The organism is Bifidobacterium sp. LH_417 (assembly GCF_056357035.1).
This window is the reverse complement of the sequence record NZ_JBKEVI010000007.1, coordinates 31,738-44,399: the sequence shown is the minus strand read 5'-3', so window position 1 is coordinate 44,399 and position 12,662 is coordinate 31,738. Positions and strand designations below refer to the sequence as shown.

At 66.2% G+C, this 12,662-nt stretch carries 12 protein-coding genes; all 12 read left to right on the top strand.

What is annotated here, in order from left to right:
• The first annotated feature begins 150 nt into the window (after positions 1–150).
• Positions 151–984, top strand: coding sequence for a hypothetical protein (locus AC1AYR_RS05880; RefSeq protein ID WP_476511915.1), 834 nt, complete (start codon positions 151–153; stop codon positions 982–984).
• Between the two features lie 118 nt (positions 985–1,102).
• Positions 1,103–2,023 carry a DUF362 domain-containing protein gene (locus tag AC1AYR_RS05875; RefSeq protein ID WP_476511914.1) on the top strand — a complete coding sequence of 307 codons (921 nt, stop codon included), beginning with the start codon at positions 1,103–1,105 and terminating at the stop codon, positions 2,021–2,023.
• A gap of 30 nt (positions 2,024–2,053) precedes the next feature.
• Entirely contained in the window at positions 2,054–2,641 is a 588-nt protein-coding gene (locus AC1AYR_RS05870; protein WP_476511913.1) for an ECF transporter S component, read from the top strand.
• Positions 2,642–2,734: 93 nt separating this feature from the next.
• Positions 2,735–3,178, top strand: coding sequence for a DUF1893 domain-containing protein (locus AC1AYR_RS05865; protein ID WP_476511912.1), 444 nt, complete (start codon positions 2,735–2,737; stop codon positions 3,176–3,178).
• Positions 3,179–3,400: 222 nt separating this feature from the next.
• Entirely contained in the window at positions 3,401–4,429 is a 1,029-nt protein-coding gene (locus AC1AYR_RS05860) for a LacI family DNA-binding transcriptional regulator (protein ID WP_476511911.1), read from the top strand.
• Between the two features lie 272 nt (positions 4,430–4,701).
• Positions 4,702–5,688: a carbohydrate ABC transporter permease gene (locus AC1AYR_RS05855; protein ID WP_476511910.1), complete on the top strand. Its 987-nt coding sequence runs from the start codon at positions 4,702–4,704 to the stop codon at positions 5,686–5,688.
• Positions 5,689–5,707: 19 nt separating this feature from the next.
• Entirely contained in the window at positions 5,708–6,508 is an 801-nt protein-coding gene (locus AC1AYR_RS05850; protein ID WP_476511909.1) for a carbohydrate ABC transporter permease, read from the top strand.
• Positions 6,509–6,518: 10 nt separating this feature from the next.
• Positions 6,519–8,630, top strand: a complete 2,112-nt coding sequence (locus AC1AYR_RS05845; RefSeq protein WP_476511908.1) for a glycoside hydrolase family 43 protein — start codon at positions 6,519–6,521, stop codon at positions 8,628–8,630.
• 40 nt (positions 8,631–8,670) lie between these two features.
• Positions 8,671–9,999: an ABC transporter substrate-binding protein gene (locus AC1AYR_RS05840; RefSeq protein ID WP_476511907.1), complete on the top strand. Its 1,329-nt coding sequence runs from the start codon at positions 8,671–8,673 to the stop codon at positions 9,997–9,999.
• 318 nt (positions 10,000–10,317) lie between these two features.
• Positions 10,318–10,674 carry a 50S ribosomal protein L19 gene (gene rplS / locus AC1AYR_RS05835; RefSeq protein WP_476511906.1) on the top strand — a complete coding sequence of 119 codons (357 nt, stop codon included), beginning with the start codon at positions 10,318–10,320 and terminating at the stop codon, positions 10,672–10,674.
• Between the two features lie 140 nt (positions 10,675–10,814).
• Positions 10,815–11,666 carry a signal peptidase I gene (lepB, locus tag AC1AYR_RS05830; RefSeq protein WP_476511905.1) on the top strand — a complete coding sequence of 284 codons (852 nt, stop codon included), beginning with the start codon at positions 10,815–10,817 and terminating at the stop codon, positions 11,664–11,666.
• Positions 11,666–12,436, top strand: a complete 771-nt coding sequence (locus AC1AYR_RS05825) for a ribonuclease HII (protein ID WP_476511904.1) — start codon at positions 11,666–11,668, stop codon at positions 12,434–12,436. The genes lepB and AC1AYR_RS05825 overlap by 1 nt, the downstream gene beginning before the upstream one ends.
• Positions 12,437–12,662 lie beyond the last annotated feature (226 nt).

The window sequence follows — 12,662 nt, the reverse complement described above, 5'->3', positions numbered from 1 at the left end:
GACGAGACGGCCGGCGGAACAGGGCGGAACAGGGGCCGGTGAAGTGCCGGTTCCAGATCGGAACGCATGATGATGCCCGGCGCCGAGGAGGCGCCGGGCATCATCCGTATGACGCGAGGCGCCATTGGCACAAAGGAGAGACAGAAGCACATGGTGGCAAGCAATTCACAGAAGAAGCGCAAGGCCGCGCGCCGCAACGCCCGCAGTGGGCGCGTCGACGCGCCGCAGGCGGACGGGCGCAGGGAGCGGCCGCGCTCCGGTGTGTCGGAACCGGTCCGGAGCGCTGGCGGCAGCCGCGGAGGACGTCCCGGATTCGGCATGACCGTGCACGGCGAGTTCACCGTCGTCATCACCCAGCTCGTCGCGTACGCGCTGTTCTTCGGCATCGTCTACACGCTCGGCGTGCTGACCCCTGGCGGCATCATGGCGTCCGGCATGCTCGCCATGTCCGCCACGATGCTGCTCATCGTCGGGTGGCCGTTCGGCGGCGACGATTCGCAGGCGGTGTTCGGCCGCGCCGTGGCCGCCGTCACGTTCGTGGTCTCCGCGATCGTCGTGCTGCCCAGCGAGTTCTACACGGACGTGACCTACATCCGTTGGGCCGCGTATCTCGTCATCGCGGCCGCGCTCGTCGTCGCCGTGTCGTTCCTGTGGAACAACCTCCAGCACGGCAGGGGGAGGGGCGCCGACTACACGCGCATCGGCGTTACCTCGGGGTTCACCACGTTGTGCGGCGCCTCATGGATCTTCCTGCCAGCCATGTACTCGGACATGTCGAAGCCTGAGGCCGCATCCTCCATCGGATGGACGGTGTTCATCGTGCTCGTCGTGGCGGCCGTCGCGCTGCTGCGCGTCTCCACGAAACGCTGGAACGCGCTGGCCAAGCCCGGCGCCTACTCGTGGCTTGGCATGGGCATGGTGCCGGTCATGTGGTTTGGCCTGCTCGTCTTCCTCGCCGCCTGCGCCACCCACTGGCTCATGTGATCGGTCTTTCATACCGGAGCGGGTCGTCCACGTCACGTGGCCCGCTTCGGTTGGTCGTTCATCGGATGGACGTATCCTAGAAGACGGGAAGTCACGCAAATGAAGGCAAGGAGGCATCATGGACACGACTACCCGCACCTTAGGCGCGTACGAGACCGACTATCCGATGGCGGCGAAGGTCTACTTCACGCGCGACATCAGCCCGGCCGGACTGATGCGCGCTTATGAGGCGCTCGGCGCGAAGCCGCAAGGCAAGGTCGCCGTCAAACTCAGTTCCGGCGAAGGGGGCAACACGCACTACCTGCAGCCGGCGCTCATCAAGGATCTCGTCCACCACCTCAACGGCACGATCGTCGAATGCAACACCGCGTACGCGGGCACCCGCGACACCACCGAACACCACTGGAAGACCATCCGCGGACACGGGTTCCTCGACATCGCGCCATGCGACATTCAGGACGAGGACGGCGACATGGAGATTCCCGTGGAGGGAGGGCGGCGCATCACCGCCGACATCGTCGGCTCGCACTTCCCGAACTACGACTACTACGCCGTGCTCTCGCACTTCAAAGGCCACATGATGGGCGGCTTTGGTGGGGCCCTGAAGAACATCTCCATCGGCATGGCCTCCTCGCGGGGCAAGAAGCGTCTCCACTCCGGGCAGGACGAGATCCTCGCCAACCCGTTCAGCGGCGACCAGGACGCGTTCCTCGAAGCGATGGCCGAGGCCGCCACCGCCGTGTTCAACACGCTCAAGGGCGAGATGTGCTTCGTCAACGTGATGAACAACCTGTCCGTCGACTGCGATTGCGACGGCAACCCGCACGCGCCCGTCATGGCGGACATCGGCATCTGCGCCTCGCTCGACCCGGTGGCCGTCGACCAGGCATGCGTTGACATGGTCTACGTGTCGCACGACAACAAGGAGCCGCTGATCGAACGCATCGAATCACGCCACGGCATCCACACCATCGAACACGCCGTCGAGATGGGGCTCGGCAGCCGTGAATACCAGCTCATCGACCTCGACGCCCGATAGCCCTGCGCAATCATCGTGAAAGGAACCATCATGCAATCGCAATCCTCCGTTTCGGCCCGCGCCTACGCGCTGCCGTCCGTGAAGTTCCAGTCCATCGCCGCCATCATCGCCGTCGTGGCCGCCGTCGCCCTGCCGCAGGTGTTCCATCTCGCCGGCGCCGCGATGGGCCTCGGCACGATGATCGGCCAGACGCTGCTGCCCATGCACCTGCCCGTGCTGCTCGTCGGGCTTTTGGCCGGTCCGTTCGCCGGCCTCGCCACCGGCGCACTCGCCCCGATCGTGAGCTTCCTGCTCACCGGCATGCCGATGGCTCCCATGGTGCCGTTCATGGTCATCGAACTCGCCTCCTACGGCCTGTTCGCGGGGCTCCTGCGCGGCGTGCGCCTGCCCGCCGCTGTGCCCGAACCGCTCGGTTGGCTGGGCAAGCTCGTCGCCGCGCAGATCGGCGGCCGTCTGGTCGACGCGCTCGCCATCGCCGTGGCGGTCTATCTGCTCGGCAACGCGCAGATGTCCGTCGCGAGCGTGTGGACGGCCGTCGGCACCGGACTGCCTGGCCTTGTGCTGCAATGGGTGCTCATCCCGATCATCATGTTCGCCGTGGAGCGTCGTCGCGACTGAGCGGTCGCATCGTCCGTGGCATTATTCCTCGCCGAGGCTTTGCCGTTGCACGGCGGCGGTCCGGCGAGGAATCCGTCATCTGAAGGGGCACTGATGTCCGATATCGAACAGGCTCGGATTGTGCTGGAATCCGATTCCGCGCTGGGCTGTGTGGCCTGCCGCGGCGATGCCGAAACCTTGACCGGTACCGGCAGGGGAGTGCGGCCGCTGCTCGTGTGGCTGGCCGCCGGCGTGCGTTTGGACGGCTATTCGGCCGCCGACCGCGTGGTCGGCAAGGGTGCGGCGCTGCTCTACGCGCGTCTCGGCGCGAAGGCCGTATGGGCGCGCACGATGAGCGAGGCTGGGTTCGCCGCTCTGCGTGCCCACGGCATCGAAGCCTCATACGGCACGCTCGTGCCGGTGATTCTCAACCGTGCGGGCGACGGCATGTGCCCGATCGAGCGCTCGGTGGAGCACATCGACGACCCGGCCGAGGCCGAGGTGGCCGTGAGGGCGGCGGTCGGTCGACTTATGGCGGCAGCACGTCGTTCTCGGTAGGAAGTGCGCGGGGTGTGGCTGGTGAATCGCACGCCAAGCTGTCCGACCTCGTGCTGCAATGGGTGCTCATCCCGGTCGTCACGTTCGCCGTGGAGCGTCGGCCCCGTGGATGCGTGCGGCATGGGTTATGCTGGAACCGGAATCTGAATCATTTCAGAACGTTCTGCAGCCGCGTCGGCGTCGAATCGTCCGCGCGGTGCGCGACAGGGGGGAGGCATTCGGATGGCCGCGGGCTCACGCAAGGCGACGCTTCACGACGTGGCGGAACGTGCGCACGTCTCTGTGGCGTCGGTCTCGAACTATCTCAACGACTATCCGTACATGAAACCCGCCACGCGCGAACGCATCCGGAAGGCCGTCGACGAGCTCGGATACGTGGCCAACAGGCAGGCGCGCAACCTGCGCTCCGGCCGCACGGGCCTCATCTCCCTGTCCCTGCCGGACCTCAACCAGATCTACTTCGCCGAACTTGCCGAGGAGACGATCAAGCAGGCGCGCGAACGCGGCTACCGTGTGATCATCGAATCGACCGGCAACGACCGCCGCCGCGAGATCGAAAGCGCCCGGGCCATGGCCAGCAACATGACCGACGGACTGATTCTGAGCCCCACCCAGCTGAGGGCCGAGGACGTCCACGAGCTCGAAGGCGACTACCCGCTGGTCATCCTGGGCGAGCGCGTATTCGGCGCACCCGCCCCGCACGTGATGATCGCGAACGAATCCGCCGCGCGGGCCGCCACCGAGCATCTGCTCAAGGCCGGCTGCCGCACGATAGCGGTGGTCGGGGGCACTCTGGATGCCACGGTGTCGTCGTCGCGCTCGATGCGAACCAAGGGGTATGCGTCCGCGCTCGCCGATTACGGGCGTCCGCTGCGGCCCGAACTGGTACGCGAGCTCGGCGACTGGACGAGCGCCGAGGGCGCCAAGGCCGTGCGCGACATGTATGCGCAAGGCATCCGTCCGGACGGCATCTTCGCGTTGAACGACCTGCTGGCCATGGGCGTGATCAGCCAATTGCGCGAGATGCGCGTGCGCGTGCCGGAGAGCGTGCGCGTGGTAGGGTTCGATGACATCGACGAGGCGAAGTACACGATTCCCTCGCTGACCACTGTGGATCCCGACCGGGCACAGGTGGCCAGGCTGGCGATCGAGTCGATTCTGGGGCAGCTCGACGGGGGCTCCCGCGCCCCGCGCAGCCGCATCGATGTCGCCTTCCGGCTCAGGTACCGCGATTCCTCGCCGCAGGTGTAGACGCCGGGGGCGTCGTGCGTGTCGCCAACGGTTCCAAGGGGTGCTGGGACGGCGTCGCAATCGGATTGACAAAGTTCTGAATCGTTATAGAATAGTGGCTGTCAACAAAATCTGAAACGTTCTAGAAAATCGCGGGCGCAGATGCTCCGGATTGATGGGGACGGTGTCGCCGTCCCATCTCGTGGTTCCATCGGAGGGCGGTTTTCGCGCATCGGCTCTGAAACGTTACAGAAAAACCGTTCGGGCATTGAGAAGAACCAAGGGAGGTCATCATGACGGCAAACGCACAGGGCGTTTCCGCGGCCCGGAAGACGGCCACGGTCCGCGGGGGAGGGGTGACGGGCCCATCGCGCCGCCGTGGGCAGACCGGCGGCGAATCGATGAACTCGTGGCGTTCCAAGCTGCGCCCCTACCTGTTTATCGCGCCGCTGGTCATCCTTTCCGGCGTCTTCATCTACTACTGCATCGGCTTCACCGTGGCCACGTCGTTCACCGACTGGGACGGCATCTCCGACGAGATGGACTTCATCGGGCTGAAGAACTACGCCAAGCTGCTCATGCCCGGATCGGTGTTCTGGACCGCGCTGAAGAACAACATCATCTTCATGGTCGTCACCGTGGTGATTCAGGCGGGCCTGGGCCTCATCCTCGCCGTTATCCTCAAGGAACGGCTGCCCGGATCGAACTTCTTCAAGGCGATTTTCTTCATGCCGATCGCCATGGCGCCGGTCATCATCGCCGCCATCTTCCGCATCATCATGGACCCGAACGTCGGTGCCGTCAACGAGGCGCTGCGCTTCCTGCACCTCGACTTCCTGGCTCAGAGCTGGCTCGGCGACCCGAAGATAGCGCTCTACTCGATCTGCGCCATCAACATCTTCGAATGGATGGGCTTCTCGATGATCATCTACTACGCGGGTCTCATGTCCATCCCGGAGGACATCTACGAAGCCGCGAAGATCGACGGCTGCGGCTTCTGGAACACCCTGTTCCGCATCACCATCCCGAACCTGTCCGGCACGACCAACACGCTCATCCTGCTCGGCATCGTCGGCTCCCTGAAGACCTTCGACATCGTCATCCAGACCACCGGCGGCGGCCCCGGCCGCTCCACCGAATTCCTCAACACCTACCTGTACAAGGCGGGCGTGCAGCAGTTCAACGGCGGTCTTTCCGCGGCCATCGGCGTGATGGTGCTCATCATCGCCGTGGTGCTCTCCATCATCCAGGTCGTCGTCAACAACCGGGCCAACCGGTGAAACGGGAAAGGAACGCATCATGAAGCGCAAAATCAGCACCACGACAATCATGTACGTGGTCCTGTTCTTCTTCCTGGCCATCTGGCTGTTCCCCATCGTCACGGCCATCACCAAGTCCCTGCAGGTCGGCGGCGTCGAAAGCTACCGGTCGGTCATCACCAACCCGGACGTGCATTACTTCCGTGTGGTGTTCAACTCGCTGTTCATCGCGCTGGTCACGGCGGCCGTGGTGGTGTTCATCACCTCGCTCGCGGGCTTCGCCTTCTCCAAGATGAAGTTCGTCGGCAGCAACGTCATCTACGTGCTCATGCTCGCCTGTATGGCCGTACCGATCGCCTCGGTCACCATGCCGCTGTTCTTCACCATCAAGACCTTCGGCCTGACCAACACCTACCTGGGCATGATCATTCCGCTCGTCGCGTTCAACGCCCTGCAGATGCTGCTGCTGTGGCGCAACTACTTCGACGGCATCCCCAACGAGCTCATCGAGGCGGCGCGCGTCGACGGCTGCTCCACCTGGGGCATCTACCTGCGCATCCTCATGCCCGTGTCCACCCCGATGATCGCCACCACCGGCGTGCTCACCTTCGTCTACTCCTGGAACGAATACCTCATCCCGTTGCTGCTCATCCGCGACGAGACCAAGTACACCGTCACCCTCGCCTCCACGTACTTCATGGAGACGCGCAGCCAGACCCCGGAGATGGTGGCGCAGGAATACGCCGCCCTGATCCTCATGACCATCCCGTCCATCATCGTCTATCTGATCAGCCAGAAGTGGTTGCAGTCCGGCATCACAGCCGGAGCGGTTAAGAGCTGAGGTGAGTGAGATGACCAACGCAAACGTTCCGACCCGCACGGCCGGCGCGCCCGTCGGGACCGCTCCGATCACCGCGCGCACGTACACGAACCCGGTCCCGTACGCCGACGGCGCGTCCCACACCGCACCCGACCCGTTCGTGATTCGCTACCGCAGTCTCTACTACTGCTACGCCACCGACGAGCACGGCATCCTGGTCTCCACCTCGCCGGACCTCGTCCACTGGACCTCGCACGGCTTCTGCTATACCGAGGAGGGGAGGAGGAACTTCTGGGCCCCCTCCGTGATCCTCATCAACGGCGTGTTCCACATGTACTTCTCGAACATGCCGCAGGATGAGACAGACACCCACACCGAGGTCATGCGCGTGGCCGTCAGCCGCGACCCGCTCGGCCCGTTCGCCAAGCGCGCCGTGCTGTTCGACACCTTCGCCATCGACTCCCAGGTGGTCTACGGCGATGACGGGCGGCTCTACCTGCTTTACGCCGACAACCAGGTCACCGGGCTGTCCGACGACCGTCCCGGCACGTCGGTGATGATCGACCGCCTCGTCACCCCATTCGAGCGCGAGGGGCGGCCCCGCCCGCTCATCACACCCACGATGGACGAGGAGATCTTCGCCCGCAACCGCTTCGGCGACGGCCGTGACTGGCACACCATCGAAGGCGCCACCTACTTCACCTACCGTGACAAGGCGTTCATCACCTATTCCGCGAACGCCTACGAGCACGAGGACTACTTCGTCGGCTACTCGCACGCCGCACTGTCCGACGACCGCGCCGAAGCGCACATCGACGGGCTCGACTGGACCAAGCAGCTCAACGGCTCCGGCTTCGACCCGCTGCTCATCCGCAGCCCGCGCGTGGAAGGCACCGGCCACAATTCCATCGTGCGCGCGCCCAACGCCGTGGACGACTGGATCGTCTACCACGGCCGCAACGCCGACGACGAACTGTACGTGGGCACCGAGCAGCGCGTGATGCGCATCGACCCGCTCTACTACGCCGAGAACGGGCTCGACACCCCCGGCCCCACCGCCGATGCGCAGGACGCGCCGCTCGCCGGCACCGTCCATGACGACTTCGCGGACGGCCTCGGCCCCGACTGGACCGTGGTGTCCGGTACGGCCGGCCGCGATCCGTCCGACCCCGACCTCGGCAACCCGGCGCTCGTTGCCGACGAGGAATCCTCCTTCATGGCAGTGGCCGGCGAACCCTCCGCCACGCGTGTGGTGGACGTCTGGGCCAAGGCCCCCGTGACCCCGCTGGGCGCGCGGTTCGGCATCGTGGTGCGCTACGCGGACGACCTCAACCTCACCAAGGTGGAGGTCGACGCCGGCCGCGGCCTGGTCGCCGTCGTCGACGTGATCGGCGGTGTGGCCTCCGAACGCGTGGTCCGCCCCGGGTTCGCGGGACTCGACCTCAACGCCTGGCACGAATACCGTGTCGAACGCCGCTACTGCCGGCTGGACGTGTCCATCGACGGACGCGCCTTCGCCTCCTGCACCATCAGCGATGCGCCCGGCCGCACCGGCCTGTTCGCCGTGCGCACAGCCGCCGGGTTCGGTGCGTACGCGGCCACCGAACACGTGAACCTGTGGGGTGCCCGCCTGCGCGACCTCGGCCGGGAGATCCGCACCGACGAACGGCTGGTCATTGACGACGGCGTGCGTCCGCGCGGCGTGCGCCCCGCGTCGATCGCCCTCGACCGGCCTCTGGAGGGCACCCGGTTCGTGCTCGACTTCGCCTCGCACACGGACCGCGGGCAAACGCTGATCGCCGTGGGCGGCTACCGGCTGTCCATCACCGCGGGAGGCGCGACGCTGATGCACGGCGGCGAGCCGCTGGCCGCGGCCGCGGCCCCGGAACGCCTGCGAGAGATTGGCGGGGCGGTCCGGCGGGACCGTCTCGGACGCGCGGTGCTCACCGTGCGCGTCGAGGCCGTCGGCGGCGTGATGCGCATGCACGTGCGCGGCCGTACCTGGCGGGTGCCTCTCGAGGACGCGGACGCCCGCGTGCGCATCGTCCTCGACCGCACCTCGCTGACCGGGTACGCGAGGACGTCCCTCGTCCCCGAGCGGCGCCCGGAATCGTGGATTTCCCCGCTTCCCACAACGGAGTGAACCAACACAAGGAACAAGGAACAAGAAAAGGAGAACCATCATGTTCACCATGAAGAAGACGGTCGCCGCCGTGGGCGCGCTGGCCATGTCCGTGGGCCTGCTGGCCGGCTGTGGCTCCAGCTCCGCCGGCGGGTCCGACGAGGGCCTGGGCACCAAGGACAACCCGGTCGAGCTGACCTTCTGGACCTGGCAGCCCACCGACGCCCAATGGAAGACCATCTACGCGGCCTTCCAGAAGAAGTACCCGAACATCAAGATCAACTGGTGGCGCACCTCCGAGATGGCCGACTACCAGAAGAAGCTGCAGACATCGATGGCCGGCGGCGAAGGCCCGGATGTGTTCGGCGTGCAGGCCGGCTCCACGGTGGAACAGTACGGCCGCTTCGCCGATGACATGAAGGACCTGGCGGACCAGTACATGCCCGGCTGGGACTCCAAGGTGGCCGAGGGCGCCGTGGAGCAGACCACCAACGCGGACGGCAAGATGGTGGCCATGCCGACCATCACCTCCGGCTCCGAGTACATCCTGTACAACAAGACCCTGCTTGACGAGAACGGCGTCAAGGTGCCCACCTCCTACGACGAGCTGGTCCAAGCCAACAAGGAACTCACATCCAAGGGCCTGATGCCGATGGCGCTCGGCGCCAAGGACGGCTGGCACCTCGACGACATCTTCGTGTGGCTGTCCAACCAGTACGGCGAGGGCGACGTGTACAAGGCGGCCGCCGGCAAGGCCAAGTTCACCGACCCGACCTTCGTCAAGACCATGAAGGCGTGGAAGCAGATGATCGACGACGGCCTGTTCCAGGACGGCGCCGTGGGCACCTCCACCTACCCGGACGCCCGCGACAACTACTTCTACGCCCGCAAGACCGCGTTCTTCCCGACCGGCTCCTGGCATGTCTCCGCCGTGCTGCCGAACGACGAGACCAAGGGCACCGCCGTCGAGAAGGACGAGCTGGGCATGATGGAGTTCCCGACCGTGGGCGACAAGGACACCGGCCCCACCACCGGCGTGGATTTCGGCCTGGCCGTGAACAAGGACTCCAAGAAGAAGGAGGCCGCCATGAAGTTCATCGAGTTCATGACCACCGGTGAAGGCCAGCAGGAATGGATCAACACGCTGCAGGGCGCCCCGGTCGCCAAGGACATGAAGGTCCAGGTGCCGTCCGACGCCACCGAGTCCGCCAAGGCCAGCATCGACCTGGTGACCAAGGGCCAGTCCGAGTCCAAGCTCGAGCGCAAGCTCACCTCCCAGGAGCTCAACGACGAGATCGGCGTGCAGATGCAGAACATCTACACCGGCGACGCCACCGTCGACTCGGCGCTGAAGGCGATCCAGCAGGTCAACGAGGGCCTGGACCGCTGAGGCCGCCGAGACCACTGAGACCGCCGACGGCGGCCCGTCCCGCCGATAAACCCACGACCCCTGTCCCGGCCACACAATATATTGGATGATTGCTGTGTGCCGTGGCGGGGGTCGCCGCATAAACCCCCGTCGCACAAGGTCCAGCCGGTCCGCCGCAAGGCGCGATTCCCGGCGGATCGGCACCCCTCGCAGGCAGACCTGCGGGGAAGGAACATCGGTACGTGCATCACCGGGCGGGAAGCCTGGAACCGCGGGAAGACGCGGAGGTGCGCGCACCCCGTCCGGTGGCCGATATGCGGCGGCACCTAAGGAACCATCATGGTCAACGCCATCGAGGCTTTCGAAGCCAAGCGCATGAAGCCGGCCGAGGAGATCCCGGCCTTCCGTCCCGGTGACACCGTCTCCGTCGACGTCAAGATCAAGGAAGGCAACAACTCCCGTATCCAGACCTTCACCGGCGTGGTGATCGCCCGCCAGGGCTCCGGTCTGCGCGAGACCTTCGTCGTCCGCAAGATCAGCTTCGGCACCGGTGTGGAGCGTCGCTTCCCGCTGCACTCCCCGTCCATCGACTCCATCAAGGTCGTGCGTCTGGGCCGCGTCCGTCGCGCCAAGCTGTACTACCTGCGCGCGCTGCGCGGCAAGGCCGCTCGTATCGTCGAGCGTCGCGCCAAGTGAGCCGCTGACTCACGCGAGGCATAGAGAGGCCCGGAACCCCACGGTTCCGGGCCTCTCGTCGTATTCGGCGCGTGCGATCCGCTCATGGGCATGCGCCCGATTACGATGAATGGAGTTTTTCGCGGGGAACAGGAGGGCACATGCCATACGACAACGACGAGCGCGACCGTCACACCGTCCGGGTGGCCGACCACGGCGTCGACCCGGCCGTCATGCCGTTGCCGGCCGCGACGGCGGGGAATCCGGGCGCGCACGGCAAATCGTCGGGAAAGCCGCGCCGCGACGACGGCTTCTCCTGGCGTGACACGCTCATCTGGTGCGGCATTCCGATTCTCGTCGTGATCCTCATCCGCGTGTTCCTCGTCGGATTCTACGAGATTCCCACGCGCTCGATGGAAAGCACCATCGAGCCCGGCGACCGCGTCGTCACCCTCAAACTCGCGCCGAAGACCTTCGGCCTCGAACGCGGCGACGTGGTCGTCTTCCACGATCCGGCCGGCTGGCTCGCCAACGAGCAGACCTCCAGCCCGCTCGCCGGCGACTATCTCATCAAGCGCGTCATCGGCCTGCCCGGCGACACCGTCTCCTGCGAGGGTGCCGGACAGCCGATCACGGTGAACGGCGTCGCCGTCACCGAAACCGCCTATCTCAAGGACGGCGTGCAGCCGAGCGCATTCCCGTTCAGCGTGACCGTCACCGCGGATCACGTCTTCGTCATGGGAGACAACCGCGCCAACTCCGCCGACTCCCGCTACCATCAGGACGACGGCGACCATGGTCTCGTGCCCATCTCCGACGTGGTCGGCGTGGGCCTGTGCCGCTACTGGCCGCTCAACCGTCTCGGCTCGCTCGACGCGCACCACGAGGTGTTCGCCGACGTGCCGGACGCCAGCGCCTCCGCCGCCGCGACCACGTCGTCCGGCTCGACCATGTCCGATACGAACGTGACGACCATTGACCCCAAGCACGCGAACGACGGGCTGGGGAACTGATGATCATCCCGACGCTCGACCTCGAACGGGAGCTCGCCTCCCGCGGCTACGATCTCATCGCCGGATTCGACGAAGTGGGACGCGGCGCGCTCGCCGGGCCGGTGATGGTCGGATGCGCCATCATCCGCGCCCGCGACCTGGCACCCGGCGCGGCGCATGACGCGACCGGCGGCGCGGCGGACGGTGCCGTGTCCGGCGACGGTCTCGCCGTGCCCGACGGCGTCGCCGACTCGAAACTCCTCACCGAACATCGCCGCGAGGCGATCTACGACGAGCTCGCCGACTGGGCCGCCGCGTGGGCGATCGGCGAGGCGAGCAACACGGAGATCGACGAATGGGGTATCGGCCACGCGCTCGGCATCGCCGCTCTGCGCGCGCTCGCCGCGGCGGAGGAGAAGCTGGGGCTCGTTGCGGCGGGCGCGGCGGACGACGCCGTGGCGGGGGAGCGGTGCGTGCGCGTCGCCGCGATCCTCGACGGTCCGCACGACTACATCACCAAGGCGCTCAACACGTTCGACGCGCCCGACGTACCGGTTCCCGCCGACGTGACCACCAAGGTGAAGGGCGACCGGTCCTGCGCGACCGTCGCCACTGCCGCCGTTCTCGCGAAGGTGACGCGCGACCGGATCATGGAACGTCTCGCGGAACGCCCCGAATACGCGGCGTACCAGTGGGCGCACAACAAGGGGTACGGCACGGCGGCGCACAAGGCGGCGATCGCCGCGCAGGGCCCGTGCGACCTGCACCGCGTTTCCTGGAAACTCGTCTGATGCCGGGTTGCGCGGCGTCGGTGGTGTCTGGTCTGGCGGCGTGGTCTCGGCGCCTCGGTCCTGATGGCATTGATTCCGGGGGTATAGGGCTCGGGAATCCCCGTGCTTCCTGCGCGCCTGCGGTTCCCCGACTCGCTGCAATCGTGGGCAGAGGCGCACGGTAATCGTGTGAACGTTCACGTGTCGTGTTTTGTTTTGCGCTACTCTGTTAAGGTCAGTGCAGTGC